Annotated in this window: 20 protein-coding genes; 3 read left to right on the plus strand and 17 right to left on the minus strand. The window is 37.3% G+C overall.

Annotation, left to right across the window (positions count from 1 at the left end; all coding sequences use genetic code 11):
• Positions 1-3: 3 nt before the first annotated feature.
• The 6 genes from EAE91_RS14980 to EAE91_RS15005 form a co-directional block, all read right to left on the minus strand.
• On the minus strand, positions 4-1,116 hold the full coding sequence (locus EAE91_RS14980) for a lipase family protein (protein ID WP_214089197.1): 1,113 nt from the start codon (positions 1,114-1,116) through the stop codon (positions 4-6).
• Positions 1,117-1,547: 431 nt separating this feature from the next.
• Complete coding sequence (locus EAE91_RS14985; RefSeq protein ID WP_312150601.1) at positions 1,548-2,816, minus strand: lipase family protein; 1,269 nt, start codon at positions 2,814-2,816, stop codon at positions 1,548-1,550.
• A 237-nt stretch (positions 2,817-3,053) separates the two neighbouring features.
• Positions 3,054-4,172, minus strand: a complete 1,119-nt coding sequence (locus tag EAE91_RS14990) for a lipase family protein (RefSeq protein ID WP_214089198.1) — start codon at positions 4,170-4,172, stop codon at positions 3,054-3,056.
• A gap of 475 nt (positions 4,173-4,647) precedes the next feature.
• Positions 4,648-5,754, minus strand: coding sequence for a lipase family protein (locus tag EAE91_RS14995; protein WP_214089199.1), 1,107 nt, complete (start codon positions 5,752-5,754; stop codon positions 4,648-4,650).
• Between the two features lie 497 nt (positions 5,755-6,251).
• A complete protein-coding gene (sseA, locus tag EAE91_RS15000; RefSeq protein WP_214089200.1) occupies positions 6,252-7,091 on the minus strand; it encodes a 3-mercaptopyruvate sulfurtransferase in 840 nt (279 codons plus the stop codon).
• A gap of 59 nt (positions 7,092-7,150) precedes the next feature.
• A complete protein-coding gene (locus EAE91_RS15005) occupies positions 7,151-7,306 on the minus strand; it encodes a hypothetical protein (RefSeq protein ID WP_214089201.1) in 156 nt (51 codons plus the stop codon).
• Between the two features lie 169 nt (positions 7,307-7,475).
• On the opposite strand from EAE91_RS15005, the gene dinG reads away from it, so the two are divergent.
• Entirely contained in the window at positions 7,476-9,611 is a 2,136-nt protein-coding gene (gene dinG, locus EAE91_RS15010; RefSeq protein WP_214089202.1) for an ATP-dependent DNA helicase DinG, read from the plus strand.
• A gap of 457 nt (positions 9,612-10,068) precedes the next feature.
• On the opposite strand, the gene EAE91_RS15015 is transcribed toward dinG, so the two are convergent.
• The gene (locus EAE91_RS15015; protein WP_214089203.1) at positions 10,069-11,649 is read right to left on the minus strand and encodes an MAC/perforin domain-containing protein; all 1,581 of its coding nucleotides are present in this window, start codon (positions 11,647-11,649) and stop codon (positions 10,069-10,071) included.
• A gap of 657 nt (positions 11,650-12,306) precedes the next feature.
• The gene (locus EAE91_RS15020; protein ID WP_214089204.1) at positions 12,307-12,489 is read right to left on the minus strand and encodes a hypothetical protein; all 183 of its coding nucleotides are present in this window, start codon (positions 12,487-12,489) and stop codon (positions 12,307-12,309) included.
• A gap of 295 nt (positions 12,490-12,784) precedes the next feature.
• On the opposite strand from EAE91_RS15020, the gene yafC reads away from it, so the two are divergent.
• Positions 12,785-13,714, plus strand: coding sequence for a DNA-binding transcriptional regulator YafC (gene yafC, locus EAE91_RS15025; RefSeq protein WP_214089205.1), 930 nt, complete (start codon positions 12,785-12,787; stop codon positions 13,712-13,714).
• Between the two features lie 229 nt (positions 13,715-13,943).
• Here yafC and EAE91_RS15030 read toward each other — a convergent pair whose 3' ends face one another.
• The 8 genes from EAE91_RS15030 to rhtA form a co-directional block, all read right to left on the minus strand.
• Positions 13,944-15,044, minus strand: a complete 1,101-nt coding sequence (locus tag EAE91_RS15030; RefSeq protein WP_214089206.1) for an alkene reductase — start codon at positions 15,042-15,044, stop codon at positions 13,944-13,946.
• A 235-nt stretch (positions 15,045-15,279) separates the two neighbouring features.
• Positions 15,280-16,086, minus strand: coding sequence for a 2,5-didehydrogluconate reductase DkgB (gene dkgB / locus EAE91_RS15035; RefSeq protein WP_214089207.1), 807 nt, complete (start codon positions 16,084-16,086; stop codon positions 15,280-15,282).
• Positions 16,087-16,606: 520 nt separating this feature from the next.
• A complete protein-coding gene (locus tag EAE91_RS15040) occupies positions 16,607-17,500 on the minus strand; it encodes a dihydrodipicolinate synthase family protein (protein ID WP_214089208.1) in 894 nt (297 codons plus the stop codon).
• A 16-nt stretch (positions 17,501-17,516) separates the two neighbouring features.
• Complete coding sequence (locus EAE91_RS15045; protein WP_244868865.1) at positions 17,517-18,512, minus strand: alpha/beta fold hydrolase; 996 nt, start codon at positions 18,510-18,512, stop codon at positions 17,517-17,519.
• A 7-nt stretch (positions 18,513-18,519) separates the two neighbouring features.
• Positions 18,520-19,215, minus strand: coding sequence for an alpha/beta fold hydrolase (locus EAE91_RS15050; protein ID WP_214089209.1), 696 nt, complete (start codon positions 19,213-19,215; stop codon positions 18,520-18,522).
• 411 nt (positions 19,216-19,626) lie between these two features.
• A complete protein-coding gene (locus EAE91_RS15055) occupies positions 19,627-19,848 on the minus strand; it encodes an alkylphosphonate utilization protein (protein ID WP_214089210.1) in 222 nt (73 codons plus the stop codon).
• A 213-nt stretch (positions 19,849-20,061) separates the two neighbouring features.
• Positions 20,062-20,568: a DNA starvation/stationary phase protection protein Dps gene (dps, locus tag EAE91_RS15060; protein ID WP_214089211.1), complete on the minus strand. Its 507-nt coding sequence runs from the start codon at positions 20,566-20,568 to the stop codon at positions 20,062-20,064.
• Positions 20,569-20,848: 280 nt separating this feature from the next.
• On the minus strand, positions 20,849-21,742 hold the full coding sequence (gene rhtA, locus EAE91_RS15065; RefSeq protein ID WP_214089212.1) for a threonine/homoserine exporter RhtA: 894 nt from the start codon (positions 21,740-21,742) through the stop codon (positions 20,849-20,851).
• Positions 21,743-22,168: 426 nt separating this feature from the next.
• On the opposite strand from rhtA, the gene EAE91_RS15070 reads away from it, so the two are divergent.
• Positions 22,169-22,732 carry an LOG family protein gene (locus tag EAE91_RS15070; protein ID WP_214089213.1) on the plus strand — a complete coding sequence of 188 codons (564 nt, stop codon included), beginning with the start codon at positions 22,169-22,171 and terminating at the stop codon, positions 22,730-22,732.
• Positions 22,733-23,059: 327 nt separating this feature from the next.
• Here the strand turns inward: EAE91_RS15070 and EAE91_RS15075 are convergent, their stop codons facing one another.
• Positions 23,060-23,470, minus strand: coding sequence for a toxin (locus EAE91_RS15075; RefSeq protein WP_214089214.1), 411 nt, complete (start codon positions 23,468-23,470; stop codon positions 23,060-23,062).
• Positions 23,471-24,192: the final 722 nt, after the last annotated feature.

Genomic DNA, 24,192 nt, shown 5'->3' on the forward strand with positions numbered 1-24,192 from the left:
AAATTAACAGGTATTATCTTCATCTTGAATGATAGATGAGAGGAGGCTTCTAATATTGCGAGATTGACCATCGTTAATCACAACAATGTCGTAATCAGTCGGTGGATTAGAACGATCATTAACTACAGTAAAACTCATGCCATATTCATTGGCATAAGCATCAAGGTGTCGAGATACTATTTTTTCAATTAAACCTTGAGAAGGTTTTAAATCAGGTGAAGTAAAAGGTAAATCTGGCGTAAGTTGAGTGTAATTCTTATCCTTCACGACTGAGATAAAACCGTTAACGATTAAAGTTGATATTGGATAGAGAACCTTAATTTCTTCTAATCCTTTTACACTCCAGGCGAGGGTAACGATATCTTTACGATTGTGGACCCGGAGAAAATGACTTTCATAGCTAGATAGTAATGTTCCATTAAAAATAGATTCACTATAAGATGCAAAAACATCGTTACCGGCAGTTGGGGCAGCAAAGGAGGAAACATGAATACGAATATTATTATTTCCTTTATCAATATAACGTCTCTTTAAATACAGACCAAGCGTAGAGGCTATTACACCGCCTAAACTGTGCCCTGTAAGAGTAATATTATGTACGCCTTCTTCCAGAGCAATTTTATCAATTGCTTCAATCAATGATTCTCCATAACCAGGTGGGTTATTGCTCTTTATTTGGTTGATAACATAGTCTAAAGTTATATGGGTTCCTTTTGAAATCTTAGCATCTTTGGGGGCTTTTGAATCCCAAATTGACCAATTTTCAGTTGTGCCTACATTGAAATTCTCATCAAACCAGTTAAAAATAGACCATGACCCGCGAATAACAATGCGATAATCGCTTGGATTGTTGAGATTTTTCACAACGAATAAAACGTGATCATCTTTTTTATCTGTAACACTATTTTTCTTATTAACATCAACACTACCGACACGAAAGACAGCAGGTCCCCAAGTGATAGCGAATCTATTTGCTGTCGCTTTACTACTTGCTAATGATTTTTGAATATTTTCTGAAACGATAGCCGGTTCTGGTTGATATGATATTATACTCCCCGAGTTAATAATAAAGCCTAACGCGAGATTTATTTTTTGATCTTCAAGAGAAATTGTCATTTTTGTTTCCAAATTTTAATATAATGAATGCTGATCTGATGTGTTAGCTTAAACATCAATGATCAATACTTTGGGTTTTTATCTAAATAACAGAGTAAAAGTTAATAATAATCTTTAAATCTGTTAAATGAGAGTATATAATTTTTTAAAGTTATTTTATTTAACAAAATAAATTATCTATTATGAACTTTAAAATAAACCGATAAAAATTATGCTATGATTTTGTAAGATTATATTAACTATTGGGAATAATAACGTGAAGGATGTAGCTATATATTATCTATGTAAAATAATTTATATTGGTATTTACAAAAGGGTGTGATAGTGAATTACTATAATTAGTGATAGGTAGGGAAAAATAATTTATTGCAATTAATAGAGCCTTTAATAAAGGCTCCATTTAAATAAAGTATAGAGATAATAAGATAAAGTTATGTAATATCGATTTTATCTTTGGTTAGAGACTTGAAGAGATCAATAATCTTTTCGGATAGGCTATCATTAACCACAACGATATCGTGATCAGTCGGTGTCACTGGAGCATTATTAGTTCGAGTGAAACTCATGCCATAACCTTCGGGATATGCATCGATATGTTGATAACCTATCATATTAGATAAGCTGTCAATGGTGCCTAGAGTCTTTGTAATAGTAAAAGAGCAATCTGGAAAGAGCTGGGTATAATTTTTATCGAGGACAAAAAGAATAACAGCATCAACAAGTAATTTTATTTCTATATGTGGATAGATATCCTTAATTTTATTCAAGTCTTTGATAGCCCATGCTAAGGGAACGATATCATTGTTATTATGAATTCTTAGAAAATTACTTTCATAAGTGTTGGGGCTTAATGTTCCTTTAAAAACAGCGTCAGAATAGGAGGCGAAAATATCATTGCCGGCAGTTGGGCCTGCGAAGGAGCAAGCGTGAATACGTATATTGTTGTTGTTGATGTAGCGCCTTTTAAGATATAAACCGATGGTAGAAGCGAGTAAACCGCCTAAACTATGCCCCGTGACAGTAATATTCAGTATCTTATCTTTCCCTGCTTCTGTGATAATTTGTTGAAGAGCATCGATTAGCGATAGTGAGTCGGTATCCTTATTATTAGGTTTGTCCTTATCAATAGGTTTACCATTAATAAGCGTGTTTAATGCTAAGTCTGTTCCGTAGGATATCTTAGCGCCTTTAAATTCTTGAGGGATATCTGTGTCCCAATTTGACCAGTCTACAGTTTTAAATACACAGAGATCTTCGTTAATCTCATTAATCTTAGACCAGGTTCCTCGAATAACAAGACGATAATCCCAGTGATTATCATTATTTCTCACAATCATTACAACGTGATCATATTTTTTATCATGGTGTTTTTCCTTAATATTGAACGCCTTAGGTCCCCAAATGATAGAGAATTTACCTGCCGTTGCCTTACTGCATTTAAGTGATTTATTAATATCAGATTTAATGGTTTCTATTTCGTCTGGTTCGCCGTTAATTTCTCCAGAATTAATAATAAGGCTTAATGCGAGATTTAATTTTTGATCTTCACAAGATATAACCATTTTTACTCTCCATTTTTCATCTGGTAAATGTTGATCTGATATTTTGGCTAAAATATCAATGTTTAACTTTTTTAATATTATGTTTAAATAAAAAATATAGTTAAGTTTAAATTTAATAATGAATTTTGAATCTGTCAAATGTATGCAAAGGATTTTTTAATGTTATTTTATTTGGAAGTATGTAAATTATTCATTACGAAATTAAAAATAGATGATGAAAATGATGTGCTAAATAATTCCATGAAAATATCATTACATCTTTGAAAGGTTATATGAAGTGATTTTGTATATAATACTTCTTATGGAAAGCGGTTTATTACAATGAATGGAACCTTTAATAAAGGCTCCACTTATATTATATATAATGAGATAAAGTTATGTAATATTGATTTTATCCTTGGTTAGAAATTTGAAGAGATCAATGATGCTTTCGGATAGGCTATCATTAACTACAACAATATCGTAATCAATCGGTATATTTGAATTATCATCAATAGTGATGAAACTCATATCATACTCTTTAGCATAGGCACGAATATGTTGATTGCCAATATTAACCAGTAAATCGTCAAATGACGCTATTGGTGATATTGGAATCTGTGAATGAATAGGGAAATCTGGGAAAATTTGGGTGTAATTCTTATCAAGGACGGAAAGAATAAGAGCATTAATTGTGACAGTTAACACCGGATAGATAGCTTTAACTTCCTCCAAATCTTTTATATGCCAGGCTAGGGGAACGACATCTATACTATTATGAATTCTCAGAAAATGACTTTTATAACCGGTTACTGATATGTCATTGAAAATAGATTCAGAATAGGATGCGAAAGTATCGTTACCAGCAGTTGGGCCTGCAAAAGCACAAACATTAATCCGAATATTGTTGTTTCCTTTATCAAGATACCGTCTCTTTAGATATAAACCAATGGTGGAAGATAGTACGCCTCCCAAACTGTGTCCTGTAACAGTAATGGTTTGTGTTCCTTCTTTCAGGGCAATTTTATCAATGGCATCAGTGAGCGATTCTCCGTAACCCGGAGGATTATTGCTTTTCAATTGATTAAGAATATAGCCTAATGCCATGTCAGTTCCATAGGCTATCTTGGCATTTTCAGGTGATCTTGAATCCCATCGTGCCCAATCTTTAGTTTCACAGACAATAATATCTTCATTGAGCCAGTTAATATCGGACCATGATCCCCGAATAACCACGCGGTAGTCATTTGGGTCATGGCGATTTTGCGCAATGAATAGAACATGATCGTCCTTTTTATCTATAACGCTTTTTTTCACATTAACATCATCAACGCGAAACACTGCGGGACCCCAGATGATAGTGAATTTATTTGCTGTTGCTTTACTGCTTTCCAATGATCTGTGGATATTTTCCGAAACAATGCCCGGTTCTGGTTTGCTAGTTTTTATACCTCCAGAGTTAATAACGAAGCTAAGCGCGAGATTTATTTTTTGATCTTCACGAGAAATAGTCATTTTTACTCCCTATTTTTTCATGTAATAAGTGTTAATACGAGGTGTCGGTTTAAATATCAATATTTAATTCTGTTGCTCTTCCATTTAGACAAAAAAAGAATTTAACTTAAAGTTAATAATAACTTTCAAATCTGTCAAATAATTACATGGGTTTTTTGATATTGTTTCATTTGATGAAAATATAAATTATTTATTTTTAAATTAAAAGTAAACGATCGAAATTATATGTTAAATAATTACATGTGAATATTATTGCTATATTTTTTTGATTATGTTTTTGCTCAATAAAGCTAATGTGTAAATAGTGTTGATATTATCTTTGTGAATAATTTAATTGGGAGTGATTATAAATAATTGATATTCTAGTGATAAGTGATTTTATTATATTTAAATGATTTTAGTTTAATGGAGTCTTTGTAATAAGGCTCCATTAAATCTAGATAAAGTATAATCAATTCATACGATATTAATATTATTATTCAGGCAGAGGTATAAGTAAGAAATAAGCGACGATATCTTGAGATAGATTACTATTAATAACCACAAGATCATCAATAGGTGGTTGAGTACCGTCATTAACTTCCACTAAATTCATGCCATATTGGTTGGCATAGGCTTTAATATGTTGAAAAATAACTTGCTTATTGAGATCTAATTTTAAAATAGGTGCTGTAAAAGATAAATCTGGAGTGAGTTTGGTGTAACCCTTATCTTTCACAAGCAGAACAATCTTTTTAAATCTGTCAATTAATTTTTCATCTAATTTAATTAATGGTTCATAGATAGTTGGAATCTTTTCTAATCCGTCCAGATTCCAGATGAGGGAAATGACATCTTTTTGATTATGAACCCTTAAGAAATGGCTCTTATAGCTAGTTGCTGACGTGTGGTTAAAAACAAATTTAATGTAAGATGCAAAAATATCATTACCGGTGTTTGGGCTGGCAAAAGAGCAAACATGAATACGAATATTGTTATTCCCTTTATTAAGGTATAAGCGTTTTAAATATAATCCAAGGGTAGAAGCGAGAATAGCACCTAAACTGTGCCCGGTGATGGTAATATTATGTATGCCTTTTTCCGAAGCGATTTTATTAATTGCTTCAATGAGTGATTCTCCATGACCAGGAATATTGTTACTTTTCACTTGATTAACAATATAGTCTAATGCTATGTGGGTTCCATAAGAGATTTTAGCGTCTTTAAACTCTTCCGGAATATTTTGATCCCAAAGTGACCAATTTACGGTTTCGTGTACAGCAAAGTTTTCAACCTGCCAGTTAACATCAGACCATGATCCACGAATAACGATGCGATAATCATGGGGAATTTTGCGATTTTTTACAATGAATAAAACGTGGTCGTCCTTACTATCTTTATTATTTTTTCCATTATCAACACGAAAAACAGCAGGCCCCCAAATAATAGAGAATCTATTGGCAGTGACTTTGCTTTTTTCCAATGATGATTGAATATTTTCCGCAACTATAGCCGGTTCGGGTTTTTCGGTTATTATACTTCCTGCACCACTGATAAAGCTGAGCGCGAGATTTATTCTTTGATCTTTAAGAGAAATAGTCATTTTTACTCTCCATTTTTATGATATAAATGTTGATATTGTGTTTTGGTAAAAACATTAATATTCAACTCTTTCAGTACTTAGTGCATTAGGATGTTTTATTTTTCTTGCTTTGCCGTAAAGAGTTTCAATATATCTTGGTGTTGATCTCCTCATATGTTGCTCAGGTCCACGATTGATTGACAAGAATGGCTTGCAATATTAGTTCCTATTGGAAAGTAGCTTAATCTTATTTTTAAATAAAAAACAGAGTCGAATTTTAAGTTAATAATAATAATATTTAAATTTACAAATATATTTATTTCATTATTTTATGTAAATCTGATTGATAAAAAATAATATTAACTAAGGGTGAGGAATGAAGTTAATAAATGGGGTTTTGAAATATAACGATACGAAAATTATTTGATTGGGGGGGTATTTGACTACTGAGTAATATATCTATTTGTTTATGCTAAATAATTAAAGGGCATAGAATGGATATGCCCTATGGTATTTAATTATTTTTCAAGTGGCAGGGTGTTATTGTTTGCTCCCCATTCAGCCCATGAGCCGTCATATAAATAAACATCTTTCTTACCGATGATATCCAAGCCCAGAACCAAAACGGCCGCAGTCATACCTGATCCACAACTGGCAATAACGGGTTTGCTTAAATCGACATCTTGTTTATGGAAAATATCGGTAATTTCACTTGCTGATTTAAAATGACCATTTTCTACTAACATGGTCCACGGAACGTTTTTACTACCGGGAATATGGCCCATTTTTAAGCCGGGACGCGGTTCTGGTGCTTTGGCTTGAAAACGGTCCGTTGCTCTGGCATCGACAATTTGGGTTTGTTGATCATTGAGCGAATCCAGAATTTGTTCCAGCGATTTCACTTTGTCGGCATCGAAATCGGCACTAAAGATTTGCGGATTGCGTTTCACTTCACCTGATTCTGTTGAAAATCCTGCCTGTTGCCAGCCTTGTAAACCGCCATCAAGAATACGGACGTTGTGGCTGCCGAATATCTTAAATGTCCACCATGCGCGAGGAGCAGAGAACATATTACCTTGGTCATAAATCACGACTAAATGATTTTCACTAATGCCCATTGCGCCAACAGCCTGACTAAAAGTTTGCGGATTGGGCAGCATATGAGGCAATCCACTTTGATGATCGGCAATTTTGTCTAAATCAAAAAATTGGGCGCTGGGAATATGGGTATCCAGCCAAAGTTTATGGCAATCAATTTGTTGAGGTGGCGGTGGGGCGGTTGCATCAAGGATGACGATATTCTCATCATCAAGGTGATCTTTTAACCATTGTGGAGTGACAAAATATGCGTTATTCATGGGGTCCCTCACTTGACACGAAGATAAATGGATAAAATAAGTGTCACAGCCCGTTATTGTTATTGTGTCGGCGCTGTGGTGGTCTCTTGCTGTTGATTGGTTGGTGATTCTATTGGTGTGGTTGAGCGGGTATACATATTAAGGCCCGCTAAGAATACGCCACCAATTGAACCAAATGCAAAGATAGCGATGAAAATGATAAGGAGTTTTTTCATTTATTGTTCTCAGGTGTTGTAGAAAATAGGAAGTATATAGCGTTCTGAATAGCTGGCAAGGTACACATCAATTTAATGAACGAGTAGATCGATTGTTGCCTCGACATGAAGCTGATTTCATTTCTGCTCTGTGGGACAATAGCGTCCCGGTTGTATGGCAGAGAATTCAATGGCACTTTCCAATTCAATAAAAAATCAGATAAGTCAGTGGTATAAAGCATTACCTCAACATATTAATGGTTTTATTTCTCGTACCCCGCAGCGACAGATGATTGCCGAAGTTGCAAAAACGCTTGCGGATCAGGAAGGTCGTCATTTAGTTATTGAGGCACCAACCGGTATCGGTAAAACCCTTTCTTACCTGCTACCTGGCATTGCTATCAGCAGAGCAGAAGGTAAGCCATTAGTTGTAAGTACGGCGAATGTCGCTTTACAAGATCAGATTTACAGTAAAGACTTGCCACTGTTGCGCAAAATTATTCCTGATCTGAAATTTACCGGCGCTTTTGGTCGTGGTCGTTATGTTTGCCCTCGCAATCTTGAAGCTATCTGTGCAACCGATAGTGAGCAGATTGATCTTATGTTTTTGGTTGAGGACAAAACAGAACTTGCTAATAGTGAAGAGCGGGAATTGTGTCGCCGGTTGCGTAGTGATTATACAACCTTTGCTTGGGATGGATTGCGTGATCATCATAAACTGGCTTTGTCCGATGCTTTGTGGAGGAAAGTGAGTACGGATAAAGCGAATTGTCTGGGACGTAATTGTCAGTATTATCATCGTTGTCCATTTTTTATTGCTCGCCGTGAGATCGAAAATGTAGATGTGGTGGTAGCTAACCATGCGTTAGTGGTGGCGGCATTGGAGAGTGAATCGGTACTGCCTGATGCTAAAAATTTGCTATTGGTACTCGATGAAGGACACCATATACCGGATGTTGCCAGGGATTCTCTGGAAGTTGAGGGGGAAATCACCCTGTTTCAACTTAATGGTCAATTGGATACTTTTGTTCGTCATGTTGAGCAATATCTGGTGCAATTCCATCCGGCAAAGCCACCACGCTTAGCTAATGCCAGTCGCCTGAATGAACACAGTGAAAAATTACGGGAATGCTTTAGAGAACTCGCTATTATCACGCAGGCGCTTTTGCCGGAAGAGAATGAAGTCGATGAGTATCTGTTCGAGATGGGTAAGTTACCAGATAACTTGTTACTTTGCTGCCAGCAGCTATTTAAGCTGACCGACGGCTTACGGGGGCTGGCGGAAGCGATACTGAATGATTTGACTGAGCGGACGGCTAAACAGGATATTGTCGGATTACATCGGTCTATTTTACATACCAGTCGTACGCTTGGATATTTTGAAAATATGGCTAAGCTGTGGCGTTTGGCAGCGTTGGAAGAGTCATCCAGTGCACCGATATCAAAATGGCTTAGACGCCGTGATGAGAAAAATCAATCGCACCTCTATTTTCATTGTGCCGGTATCAGAGTCAGCGAACAGCTTAATCAACTGCTTTGGCGTAGCATTCCTCATGTGGTTGTGACATCGGCAACGCTTCGTTCTCTGAATAGTTTTTCTCGTATTCAGGAGTTGACCGGGTTAACTGAAAACGCAGGCGACCGTTTTGTCACATTATCATCACCTTTTGACCATGTACGGCAGGGCAAACTGGTTATTCCCAAAATGTCATTGGAACCGACACTTCATAATGAAACCGCGCATTTGCAAGAGATGGCGTGTTATTTCAGGGGGCAATTGCTGAGGCAGCAACATAAAGGCATGTTGATTTTGTTCAGCAGTCAGAGAGCGATGGATATCTTTCTTTCTTATGTAACGGATTTACGCCTGATGTTGCTTGTGCAAGGGGATCAGCCACGTTATCGGTTAGTGGAAACACATTGCCAGCGTATCAATGAAGGGCAGTGTAGTGTACTGATTGGATTGCAATCTTTTGCGGAAGGATTGGATTTAAAGGGCGATTATCTGTCCCAAGTTCACATTCAAAAAATCTCATTTCCGCCGGTGAATAATCCGGTCATTATTACTGAAAGCGAGTGGTTGAAATCACTTAAACGTTATCCTTTTGAAGTGCAGAGTTTACCAAGTGCATCTTTTAGCTTGATTCAGCAAGTAGGAAGACTTATCCGTAGCCATGAATGCTATGGTGATGTGGTGATTTATGACAGGCGCTTACTGAGCAAAAGGTATGGCCCAAGATTATTGCAAGCGCTGCCCGTTTTCCCCATTGAGCAGCCGGAAGTTCTTTCAGAGGCGGAAATTGGGGACATGAAAAAGGATAATTGAAACTCACATCTAGCGAAAGCAAGGCGATTCTTGTGGTTATTGGCAGTAACGTTTAACGTGTTGGTATTCCCTATCACCATAAACATATTATTCGACTGAGAGTATTCGCAACCCCTCAAGGTGAATATTGGTTACGGCGTTTAAATCACGATCATGTCCAATCCCGCAACCGTAAACTTACTTGCTGAACTGCCCACGTAACGAGAGGCCCATTCCAAGGCCTCCAGGCTCGGTTGTAAAATATTTCAATGCAATTGAAAATATTAGCACTGATAAAGTTGCAAGTCTTGCAGGCAGATACGTTCTCTAACTCGTTCCTTTTAAGATTGTTAAAAAATCATTTGGTCACGGCATTATCCTCGTGTTTAGCTCTGGTGTACCAGGGAAAGTTTAACTTGTATTGCTGATTGCAACAGGACTATATTTAGACAACCTATATATTAACATGAAGATTCAATCACTTATCTACACCACGAGTAGTGGCTATATAAACACTCCATGCAGTGGTCCATCCCTCATTAACATTACCGTTTGAATTCTGTTCGCCGCGAACCACCTGATATCCGTAAGGTGGAAGAGTAACTGGAGGATAAGAATCATAAATAGTAATAATGTCTGTTATTGCTTTCTCATGGTTGTATTCTTCTTGTCGATAACATAGATAGATTTTTTTTGTACCCATTCCCCAGTTTATATCCTGTGGAATTTTAATCCAGCCTTCTTCGCTTTCTTCGCTTTCTGAGTGAATACCTTCCTCTGCTATTACCTTCATATCGCTAACACATTTATGACGTTGTTCATTGTCGATAATCGAGTTGAATGACACCCTGTGGTAACACAGATAAATATAGGGAGTGCTTAGACTATTCGTTCCTCCCAGCCAGCCAGGATAAGCACACCCTCCTGCTAATATATAATTTTCAGGGATAGGTGCTTTTGAAATAATGATTTCATCAATATAATCTGCATGCAGTTGCCGCTTAGCGGACTCTCTTGGCCCCCAAACAGTTTCGAAATATGTTTTAAGTTTCTTCTTTTGTACTGATGTTGTACATAGTTCCCAAATCCCCGTCAGTGGTTTGGAGTCTGTAAAGTTAACTAATTCAGGGGCACTAGGAACACTGAATTTCCAATCATCAAATGCTTTTTTTGCTGCTGCTATTGCTTCTGATGAAGGTTGCTCTGCGTTTGTCGCGCCACCGAAAGGATCAAATTGAGACAGATTACCGCCAATGGAGTGGGTTTTCGTGCTGGATGCTGAACGAAATTTCTTTATGTCTTCCTTAAGTGAATTCTCTGTACTAACAGAGAGACCGACAAATCCCGCGAATGAGGCTGCTGCAACCACGTCAAGAGTGTTTGTTAGATTCGAAGTATATTTGTCCGTAGATGATGAATATTGTGCGCAGCCACCCATAACCACGCCGCTAAGAAAGTGAGAGCCCCAGGTATTAAAGAGGTCATCCATATCCTCCTCGGTATCTGCCTTATCAAGGGCCGTTTTAACACTTTCTTTAAGAAACTCTTTTAACGCTTCCGCTGAACCTTTGAGTACATAGAGGCCATAAGTATATTGAATGCGGGAAAATGCATTTTCAGAAGCTGTCAGGCTGTCTGTGGCGAAATCGACACCCAATGATGCGCTAAAGAATATGTAGTTACCTTTAATGCGGCTTTTACTGGAAATACTGCTTTGATATGACTCAATTGATTCTCCTGATGCATTGGTATATTTCAAATCTCCGGCACTATAACAATCGACATAACGGGGGACTTTTAGAGTCTTTCCGAGGATGGTGATCTTCTTGAAGTTATCTTCACTTGCGTTGACTTTTTGTTCATCAAAAAGCGAATTAATACAACTTCCTACGTTGCAATACTTACCAAAAACATCATAACCAGTGCCGATCATTTCAGCACCGGCTATAACAGTATCATCGAATAGGGCCAGTTTTCGAAAATAGTTTTGGTCACGTATCTCAAGATCTCTTTCGCTGTTTCCCTGCTTTAGTGGTTTTCCTGTTTTATCGTTAGACATAATTAGAACCTCATATTGGTAGAGAATAAATTGACAATAGATATCGTTGCATTCTTGATGAGAATTAGGAATTTTTATACCTATAAAAAAGAGTAGAGAAGAAGTGAAAAACATCAACAAGATGATAAAAATAATGACATGTGCATCTTGAAATATACGCTATTAGATAATCAAACAAATATTGCTATCAGGGTAATAATTTGTCATATCATGTATTTTTAAACTTAACGTGCCATCGCGATTCAGCTCATCTAAAATATCAATTGCTGTTGATAATCTCGTGTTTTTACCTTGAAATTCATTGTATAAAGCATTTCCCGATAAGGTGTCTGTATAAAATCAGTCGGTAGTTCTCATACAATCACGTAATGTCTTTGCGTGTGGTTTTCAGATTGTGTAAGCCTTTTGGTGTGGTAAAAAAAATGTATTATTTAGCGTGAGTGTCAAGGGATTTCCTTCTGGAGTGGTAGTACAAAAATGGTTATGAGAGTGATCGACTATTGCAAGGTTGCCGGTTAGTGGAAACACATTGTCAGCGTATCAATGAAGGGCTGTGTAAAATTGAAACTCACGCCTGGTGAAGGCAAGGCCGATTCTTGTTGTTATTGGCAGTAATATAGCAATATGAGATTGCTTTAGTCTTAATATGACCGAAGTTTATGTTTTTATCGGGTAATAGAATCGCCCCCGTACAGCTTTTTTCCAGACAGTGTTGTCCAGTGGTGCGATATCATTGTAATCAATGTCATTATCAGGCTTGTCAGACAGCACATTAAGTTCAGATTTCCGTGTTTCAGTCAAAGGTGGCAATTCATTTCGTTTGTATTTAACTATACTCATAACGTTTCCTCTTATTCCGCGTTGTTTTTCGTGCGAATGACCTTGATACCATCTTCAAAACGAATCCCATTCTAATGGTAGTGAAATCCCAAGTTGTTCCGTAATTGTTGGTCCCAGACCTACAATAACAAACCCTGTTGTACCTATTGCAAATGTACTGATAATCAGTGCAAGTAATACCGGCGGAATAGATTATCTTCATAGCAAATGTCCACTGATGGAATTTAATATGAAAAAGTGTTTTAATAACAAAAATGTTTAAAATATCAATTCTCTATTCCAAAAAAAAGCAACGATGAAAGCAAATTCAGAAGAGTTAACAATTTTCGTGTCAGTCGTGGAAAGCGGGAGTTTCAGTCGTGCGGCGGAACATCTGCAATTAGCAAATTCCGCAGTGAGCCGTTCTATAAAAAAACTTGAAAAGAAACTAGGCGTGAGTCTGCTCAATCGCACAACACGTCAGCTTAGCTTAACCGAAGAAGGTAAGCGTTATTTCCGCCGAGTTCAGCATGTTCTACAAGAAATGGCCGCCGCTGAAACTGAACTTATGGAATCTAAACATACGCCAAGTGGTTTATTGCGTATTGATGCTGCAACACCAGTCGTATTGCATTTACTGATACCAATAATTAAACCTTTTCGTGAGCGCTACCCAGAAATAACGTTATCACTGATTTCTTCGGAAACTTATATCAATCTGATTGAACGCAAAGTGGATATTGCCATTCGTGCAGGCAACTTAACCGATTCCAGTCTACGAGCCAAGCCACTTTTTTCCAGCTACCGAAAAATCGTCGCTTCTCCTGAATATCTGAAAAAATATGGCATACCGCAATGCATTGAGGAGCTGAAAAACCATATTTGCCTTGGTTTTACCGAGCCGGTATCACTTAATAGCTGGCCGATAGCTTTTCAGGACGGACAACTATATGAAATAACGGTGGGACTTTCTTCCAACAGTGGTGAAACCCTTAAACAACTATGTGTAACGGGTAATGGTATCGCGTGTCTGTCTGATTATATGATTGATAAGGAGATTGCCAGTGGTGAACTTGTTGAACTACTGGTTGAAAAACGTTTACCCGTCGGGATGCCTTTTAATGCTGTATATTACAGTGATCAGGCTGTAAGCCCCCGAATCAGAGCATTTATCGATTTTCTGAGTGAATATGTAAATGATTCCCGTAAATACTTTTGTCATTGCAGTAAAAATCAATCTTTGTAGAGATTAAACTTGTGGCAATATCTGTGCCTGAACTCGTAGTGATATATACCCGTCATCTTTCAAGCTGCTTCTTTGTTGGCTGCACTCACTCACCCCGGTCACATAGTTATCTATGCTCCCGGGGATTCGTTCCCTTGCCGTCGCGATGCAACTTGAAATCCATAGGGTATATTTACCTGATTACAACCTTCCCACTTCAAAGCGTGTGGAAGGTATCTATCTATTTCTACTAGTTTATAGCCAAATAATCGGTATAACCTTCCGCATTGCCACCGAAAAATTTTTCTTTTATCGGCGGGTTTAGCTCTAGCTTATTAGCAAGACGATAGGGCAAATCTGGGTTAGCAATAAAGGGACGACCAAATCCGATCAAATCCGCCCAGCCTTTAGTTAGCGCTTCTTCCGCGCGTTCCAAAGTGTATTTTCCCGAATATATCAGCGTGCCGTGATAAAGGATGCGAAAAGCTTCTTTGAAAGCTACTGGCATGACGGGAGCGTCTTCCCAGTCAGCTTCGGCAATATGAATATAAGCTACCCCGATATTATTCAGCACACTCGCGGCAGTCAGATAAGTTGCTTCGGGCGTGTCATCTTTTGAACCCATCAGAGTTGTGAGTGGAGCTAGGCGAACACCTAGCTTATCTTTCCCTATTGCGGTAGCCACTGATGTAGCGACTTCTCTCAAGAAACGTAAACGATTTTGTAAAGTTCCACCATATTCGTCATCTCGTAGATTAGTTTGAGAATCAATAAACTGATTAATAAGATAACCATTCGCTGCATGAAGCTCTACGCCATCAAAACCGGCTGCAATAGCATTATTTGCCGCTTGAACATAATCATTTACGATATCTGGAATTTCATCAAGTGTCAGTGCTCGTGGCTGCGAGTGTTGTACCATTTCACCGATACCATGTTCAGGTCCACGCCCTGCCATATCCAGAAAAACTTTTACCCCTTTTGCTTGAAGGGCAGAGGGAGAAACCGGCGCAGAATTATTAGGTTGTAGAATAGTGTGTGAAACACGTCCTACATGCCATAATTGAGCAAAAATTTTGCCTCCTGCCATATGTACTGCATCTGTTACTTTTTTCCATCCTATCATCTGCTCAGACTTATAAATACCTGGCGTCCATGCATATCCTTGTCCCTGTTGGCTTATTTGTGTACCTTCGCTGATAATTAGTCCTGCACTGGCACGTTGTGCATAATATTCAGCCATCAAATCAGTCGCTATACCGTTTGTTCCCGCCCGCGAACGTGTCATCGGCGGCATAACAATACGATTAGATAACGACAGACCATTTAGAGAATAGCGTTCAAACAGCATAATATTTCTCACTCTTCATTAATCATTGATTTTAATTTGTGTATATGGAGATATTATGCTTCGCGAATTCCTTCTAAAAAGGCTTATTAGTACAAAAGACTTTTGCTATAAATGTAAAAATGTTCGAGTTTTTATATCTAAGTAAATATGTAAACAGCTCCCGAAGGAGCTGAAATAAACAAATATTCTCCTGCAACGCTAAGAGATTATCGAGTTTATTAAGAAGCAGGAGTAATTAATTATCCCATTGCGGAGCAAGCCCTTCCGGACTGACAAGGCGTTCGTTACGGTCAAGTGTCGCGATAGCCGTCATATCGTCTGCATCAAGTTTAAGCTCGGAGGCTCTCAGATTACTCTGTAAATTTTCGCGTTTAGTTGAAGAAGGGATCACGCTATAACCTAATGCCATCGCCCAAGACAAAATCACCTGCGCAGGCGTGGCCTGATGTTTTGTGGCTATACGTCCGATAACCTCATCTTGAAGAGCTTTACCATAAGCGAGGGTCATATAGGAAGTGATATGAATTCCGTGATTTTTTGCCCAATCTGTCACATGGCGGTTTTGTAGATAGGGAGAAAGTTCAATCTGGTTCGTGGCGATGTGTTCAACACCTACTGCATTAATAGCCTGTTGCATGAGATCAATCGTAAAGTTTGAAACGCCGATTTCACGTGTTAATCCCATATTTTTAGCGGCCAATAACGCATTCATTGTTTCATCAACACTGACAACGTTATTTGGGGATGGCCAATGGATTAGCGTCAAATCAACATAATCAGTGCGCAGCTTGGCTATACTCTGTTTAAGACTTGGCATCAGTTTTTCTTTGCTTAAATTTTCTGTCCAGATTTTTGTCGTGATATAGATATCTTCACGGGCTACACCGCTTTCTTCTATGGCTTGTCCTACCGCGGCTTCATTCTCATAAATCTGTGCTGTATCAATCGCACGATATCCCAATTCAACAGCATTTTTTACTGATGTAATCACAACATCATCTTTCAGACGAAAAGTACCTAATCCAAACTCAGGAACAGACATAATAAACCTCATGTATACCCGTTATCTTTCAAGTTGCCTCTTTGTTGTCTGCACTCACTCACCCCGGTCACATAGTTATCTATGCTCTAGGGGATTCGTTCCCTTGCCGTCGCGATGCATCTTGAAATCCATAGGGTATAATATTTAATTAAGAAAGGTTTTATTATCATGAGATAAATTGCAATAAAAAATAGCAATAAATGCAGAAGTCTTTTGCTGATATAACAAAGATATAATCTGAATTAATTTAAATAACTTATCTAAAATTATATAAATTTGTAGATATTTATGTGCTCATTTAACGACATAGTTAGTTTCTTATTTTTTTCTCAAACTAGCTTAGGTTTTATTATTCGTCTTTACCCGCATTTTTGAATACTATATCTCCTATAAGTGATATAGATTGAGCTAAATAACGTAGGTAAGGTAGTAGCATCATCTACAAACACGATCGTGTAAAGAAAGACGCCTCTTCGCCGGAAAAGAAAATCTCCGGCGAGTATATTTTTCATCATTTGGTTTAAATAAGGTTTTTTAAATCTTCGAGTATGGCACCTAATTGATCACGGGGCTGACCTGATAATGACTTGAGTGGAAAGGGAAGACAAGGGGCGGTTACTTTGCCCAGTAACTCAGCGGCTGCTGCGGTGACCCTGAGGCTACCATAGGTTTTGAAGAGCCTCCAGACAGGTTCAAGGGCGGCCGACAACATCTGTACCGTTTTTGTATCATTATTCTTTGCTGCGCGAGTGATAGCTAGTGCAGTTCGCGGAAAAAGTCCACCTATGACGGAGAACCAGACATCACATCCAGCACAGAGGCCCGTCGCTGCTTGCCAGTCCCCGCTGATTCCGAGCGAAACGTGGTCGGGAAGGCGGGAACGAAGCGCATTCACCTGTTGTGTAGCCAGAGACAGTTCCTGCGGCAAGCGAGCAAGTTTGAGCGAGCTGACAGACGGTAAACTGGCAATGTTAATCAGTAGCTCATCGCTAAATTCAAAACCTGTCGTTGCAGGATTATCATAGACGCAAAGCGGTACGGATAGATGACGGCTGACTTCTTCATAGAGCGAATACACTTCATCCGGTGTGGGACGCTGGTAAGAAACGGGAGCCAGCATTACTGCGCTAACACCCGCGTGTTGGGCATTTTCAGCAAGGCTGAGTATATCCGTTACACGCAGCGCTCCAATGCTGACCATCACCGGTATACTGTTCGCATGTTCAACAGCCAGTCGGGCGACACGCGCGCGCTCCGACAATGTAAGATAGGCGTAGCTACCCGTCGATCCCAGTGCGCCGATAGAATCCACTCCAGCTTCAACAAGATTTTCAATAAGCGAGATAAATGTCTTCTCATCCACCTTGTTGTCATACACCGGTGTTAAAGGAAAAGCACTCAGTCCGGTAAACATTCTTTTCTCCTGTTTTTCAATAAAAGAAAGCAGAAAGATCCTTTGAAAATCTTAATGGATCTTTAAACGCTAAGAAGTGATCTCCATGTTCTTCCCGACCATAGATTATAATTTCCCCTTTTGGTACAGTAGACGAAATCCATTGCTGGCTTTCTATCCAATCGCTGTTTTCACCTGAAAAAATTAAAGTAGGAACGGTTATTTTATGGGAAATAACATCTCGCCAATCATTTAAAATATGTTCAAATAGTACTGATTTCAAATCATCTATACTTTGTGGAACAAATTCATTGGCAAAGGCTTGTGAATTGAAAAATGCGGGTGCTCCTTCTGTTGTATAATATTTAAGTATATCAGAATTAAAGAACATTTTATTCCCGGGAGTTTTTCCACTGTAGACGTCTATCAAAGCTTCTGGCGAACTTGTAAAAGCTCCTGCTTTAATTCTTTCTTCCTCTGACCAATCCGTGTGGCAATAAATAGAAGGAGGTTCATCAATCAATGCTATTTTTTTTATTACTTCTAGTCCGAAAAGATCAATGTAGCTCCATAGTACCGAACATCCCATAGACCACCCACAGAAATATGCTTTCTTTATATTGACAGCAACAATAAACTCATGAAGATCGGCAGAAAAACGAGAAATTCTATTTCCATAATTTACTTTTTGAGATAAACCATGATTACGCTGATCCAATACATAAACTTCATATTTCTTGCTGAGAAGATATATTATATTTATATATTCTGCACCATGTGAGGACCAACCGGGGATGAATATTAACGTTTCTCCTTTACCGGCCTTCCAAAAAGAAAGAGATACCCCATCACTTGTTTTAAAAAAACCAATTTCAAGATCTCTCAAATCGGATAATTTCTCTGGAAGTCCTTTGATTGTGTGGGGAAAATTGAAATCCCGACCAAAGAACTCTAGCGCTTTATTGTATGTTAACATATTCTGACTTCCGTTTAACTTAACTGTTTGATATGTTGAAATAATATCATCGCGCATAGATAGGTTAATTCATATTTAACCACTCGATGAGCGCTTTGTTCACTTCTTCTGGCTGCTCAAGTGTTGTGGCATGTCCACACGAATATAATTTAATTAATTTTGCGTTTGGTATCTTTTCAGCCATTTCTTCTGAATGTTCAGGTGGAGTTATAGTGTCACTATCACCGACAAGAACCAATGTAGGTACACTGATATGGGTTAAAATATTTCGATTATCTGTACGATTACCCAAGGCTTTGGATTGACGAACATAAGCGTCAAAGCCAGTTTCTTTCCCCATACGAATAATAGTATTTATAAGATTTTTATCGTGCTGACGAGATTTGTGCACTCCTGCGGTGGCCATATCTTTCAAGATTTCTTCGAAATTTTCCAGTGTGGTTTTATTTAGTAAATTCTCTCTCATCTCTTTTTGTTCTTCTGTCTCTGGACGTGCAGAGCTATTCAGTAAAGCTAATCGGCTTACGCGTTCCGGAGCTAACTTCATTATTTCCAGACAAATGAAACCTCCCATAGACATGCCAGCAAGAGAAAAATAGGGAGGTGCCTTCTGGATGATATCTTTCGCTATTTCTGTAAGACTACTGCCTTCCAGTATTGATGGTATTGTGACAGAACCATGCTTCCAAAGATTAGGGATTTGGTAGGTAAATAACTCAGATGTGCATAAATGACCGGGGATGATGATTATTGGTTCCATATCAGATTTCCTTGCATTAATATTACTGTTTTTTTATACAGTACGGCATATAAAAAGTCAACTTTTTAGTATTTATTAGAAAACAGTAGCATGCCTACGGTGTGAGCTAAGACGCTGTAAGAAGAGTGCGCTATATTGAGATTGAATGATTTTATAAAAAATATTTATTTGTTTGGGGATGATTTTAATTGTCCCTGTTTTATTTGTGAATGTTAATTTTTTATATGAGAAAAATTAAAAGATATTAGATTGCCTTAACGATAGTTATAAGCATAGGTATATAGGTATAAAGAAAGGGGGGCGTATCTGTTAGTTCGCTTCGCTTACTGCTTAACAAGGTTGCCCCTGAGCAGCCCTATCCCCCCTTTTTTATCGGCAAATTCAGTAAATAAAATCGATAGAAAAGGCGATTTATCCTACTTTTTTCAGAAAACAGGTTTTCAATACCAACCCTCTGATTTTATCTGCGTTACATTCGATTTCATCTTCACGATGGGTAAGACGGATATTTTTAATCAAAGTACCGCGTTTTAACGTTGCTGATGTGCCTTTTACTTTTAAATCTTTGATGACCTGTACAGAATCGCCATCATTAAGTAGGGTGCCATTGCTGTCTTTTACTTCGGTATCCATTTTATTATTTCCTCAAGTTATTTCTGAAAATAAGTGTGGATTATAGACAATTTGTGCTGATTTTTAAAGGATATGGTGAAATTTGTCCGTGTCGAGGGCATCTTGTGATGTTTTGCCATGTCGGAGTCTTGGGGGGTGAGAGATGTAAACAAGCCCCTATTGCTAGCAGGGGCCTGTAAGTTTCAGAGCTCTTAATTGGCGGCTCTTTATATTTTACTGCTCAACGCTTGCTTCAATAAACCATAAGAATTTGTCGAGATCACGGGAGGCGGCGGTTAACATATCTGCGGTGTTTTCATCCTCAACTTCATCCATCGCTTTACGAATATCATTAGCGACAACAGCATAACGGTCGGCCAATGCTTTTAGATGATCCTGCACGTCATGGATATTTGTTGGGTAGCTTTTCAGTACTGTGTGTCTATTAACTTCTTGTACAGTACCGAAAGCTATTCCACCAAGTTGTACGACTCTTTCGGCAAAAGTATCTGTATGTTCAGTAATCGTGGCACGAAAGGTATCCAGCATTTCATGGATGGAAATGAAATTTCTGCCGCGCATGTTCCAATGTGCTTGTTTGGTAAGCAGAGAAAGATCAATAAATTGGATCACCATGTGGTTCAGAATTTCAATTGTTTCCTGCTTAATGTCGTCATCGACATCATTACGAGTATAAAGTAGTGTGGATGCCTCTGTTTTGATTAATTTGGCAGTCTCCATAATAATTTTCCCTTGGTGTTAATAATGAGTTTATCATTGAAGAGATGAATGTAACTCGATATTAGTCTTAAATCATATAGTTTATTCCTATTAAATCAATAGTTAATTTTTATAGGAAAATATTTACGATGAAATTCTTAGAGTAATATTGAAAAATATAATAATTTATTAGGTGAATTTGTATAGGTGATTTAATCATGAATGAGTTTTTTTATTTATAAAAAACCGGAGAATAACGCTATTACTCCGGTTTCCATTTTATCTTGATTAAATAAAATGATTAATCGACTTCGGTGATTTTGGGTTTTCCTTTTATCGTTGACGTAGAACCAATGGAGGCAAAAATAATGCAGAGCAGTGCCAGCCATTGAGTTATAGTCAAATGTTCATTCAGAAACACAATACCAGATAACGCACCTAGCGCAGGTTCAAGGCTCATCAGAGTACCAAATGTCTGTGCAGGTAAACGAGTCAGAGCAATCATTTCCAGTGTATACGGGAATGCAGTAGACAGAATCGCAATTGCCAGTGCCAGAGGGAGAATGGACATATCAAATAATAGTTCTGGCCCTGTTTGTATCAAACCGACAGGGAAAAATATCATAGCAGCGATAAATGAACCAATAGATACAGTTGCTGCACCATGACCTGCACCAGCGCGTTGGCCGAAAATAATATACAGTGCCCAGCAAACACCCGCGCTGAGTGCGTAAATAATCCCTATGGGATCTAAACTATCAATATTATTACTGCCAATGGGCAGCAGGAAAGCTAAGCCAGCGATAACCAATGCCACCCAAAGAAAATCTATTGGTCGGCGTGATGAGAACATTGCTACAGCCAATGGGCCGGTAAATTCAAGAGCCACGGCAATGCCTAAAGGAATAGTTGCCAGTGCCATATAGAATGTGTAATTCATTGCGCCAAGAGCAATACCATATGTAAGCAGTGGCATGATTGATTTTCGGCTAAAACGCAGACGCCAGGGTTTAAAAATAATAAACAGAATGATAGTACCAAGACCTAGGCGCAGTGCGGTAACACCCGGTGCACCGATGACCGGAAATAGTGTCTTGGCAAGAGAAGCACCGCTCTGAATTGATGTCATGGCAAGCAATAACAGTATTACAGGTATTAATGGAAAGGCACTCTTTTGGAGCTTGGAAGAAGACATCCGGGCAAAACCTCAATTAAAATCAAGTGATCTGACCGATAATCTTCGCAGTGAAACGTAGATAACTCAATAGGTTTAGAGAATATAATTTTAGCGAAATATTTTTAATTTATTAGATTATATTATATGGTTATAGTGAAATTAAATTTTATTGTTGAAATATAATTCTGATATAAATCTTCATTGTATTTTAATATGTTGGTAATTTAGGGATCACAAGTAACAAAGGTATTTATTGCAATCTGATTGATATTTAATTTCATATCATAATAATTAAGTATAAGTTATGATTAATGCTAATATATTGAATATGAAAAAACCATTCTTACTTTGCTTGGTATCAGTTTTATAAGTGAGTTGTATGATGGTGATATTAACGTATAATCTTGATTTTCATGTGAAGATAAAGTGACAGGAGCTGAGATAATGAAAAGTATTGCTGTTTATTGTGGTTCAAGTTTGGGTATATCTGAAATCTATAAGGAAAATGTCATTATCTTCGCAAAGGAATTGGTTAAACGTAATCTTACGCTCATTTATGGTGGTGCCAGTGTAGGTATTATGGGAACTGTTGCTAATACGGTTTTATCAGAAGGCGGGAAAGTAATTGGTGTTATTCCAACATTATTGGAAGCCCGGGAAATATCACATAAAAATCTGACTGAATTATACGTTGTCGAAACTATGCATCAGCGTAAAAACAAAATGATTGAGTTGGCTGATGGTTTTGTTGCTTTACCTGGTGGTTTTGGTACGTTAGAAGAGTTTAGCGAGGTATTTACCTGGAGTCAGATTGGGTTACATACGAAACCTTGCGGTATTCTTAATATTAATAACTTTTATGATCCACTCATTGCTATGATTAATAAAATGGCTGATGAACAATTCTTGCATGAAAAGTATCGTCATATGGCAATAATTGAGCAAGATCCTGCCATCTTACTCGATCGTTTTGATGCTTATCGAGCACCATCTGTAAAAACATATTAACATCAATTTCATAGTGAAAAAGCAATATCATTGTAATGTGTAAATAAGGAACCAAAAAATAAAACTTGAGCTGATAAGAGAATTAAATATAGTGGCTAGAAATCACTATTTGAATCAGGTTGAGTTAATTATATTAGCCAAAATGGAGATACGATCCACTTTAATGAAAGAGAGGATGATATAGAAATGAGAGAAATAATCAGCATTCACCTTTTATTAAGGTAGATACAGATATTGCTTCTAGAAATAAATAAACCATTCCTGTTGCATAAATATTTATTTAAATATTTTATCACAGGAATGGTTGTTAATATTAATGGTTAAATATTAGCTTACAATCATATATTCTACTATTGGATTGTTACCGCCATCCGCTGTATAGGATAAGTGTAAATCATCACCTAAATAATCGGTTGAGATTGAGTAGCTGCTGCTGCCAATCAAAGGATTGTTCCATGTAATATAGATACTATAGATTTCGCCTTTGCTATCTACAAATACATAGGTACAACGTCCTGCAACACCACCTAACAGGCTGTTTGAATCACTTCTCCAAATCGCTTTTCCAGGTGTGTTATCATGGCTTCTATTAATTACTTGAGGAGGAAGAGTGGTCCACTCACCTTGATCCAAACGGATAGAATCCTGAATAAGTTTAAGTTTATATGGTGATTTGTTAGTTACTTTTGCAATAACGCTGATTGGTGCTTTTAAGGAAATTGCTTCGATCTCTGACATGATATTACCTCTTGTAATTGATTTTAAAAGTATAATTATTAAATTCCAAGATTTTAATTCAACCGGTTATGGTTATATAAAATAACTTGGGATGGAACCAACCTTCTTAGCTATATTTGATAGCTTATTTTTACTTCTTATTAGAATTCCATTTCTTTATATTTCCTGAATTTCAATCTTTTTATATCTCAGTCTTTTTACTTATTGCTACCACCATTTTATTATTGTTCTTAATAATTTTTATCCTTTTAAAAGATCGAAATTAAAAACAAACTATTTATTAAATGGTGTAGATTAAAATCTTTATTTTGCCTCGATGTTTTTTAAGATACCTTTTCTCTCAGATAAAAGTCAATTTTTTTACTCTTTGTATTTTATTATAAAATAACAACCGGTTAATTATATTTTTGTACTTAAAAACGTAGATGTAGATGATAAAATATGTCTATGTTTTTAATAACTAATATATAAAACAACTATAATGGCAAATAAAAATAGGTTGCTAAGTCTATGATGAATTAATAATAATTTTATTGTTTTTTTGAACATTAATGCATCATTATATTGATGAAATGTTAATGCATTGTAATATTGAATGAGTATAAATGAGTAACAGATTGTATTTATTTTGAGTAGCGATAAACGCACTAATTTTATAAGTCTTTCTTATTGCTAATAAGTTTGCTGATTTATTGATTAACAGATATTTGGATAGTGAGTAA

Origin of the sequence: Photorhabdus noenieputensis (assembly GCF_018448935.1) — a bacterium.
Classification (GTDB): domain Bacteria; phylum Pseudomonadota; class Gammaproteobacteria; order Enterobacterales; family Enterobacteriaceae; genus Photorhabdus; species Photorhabdus noenieputensis.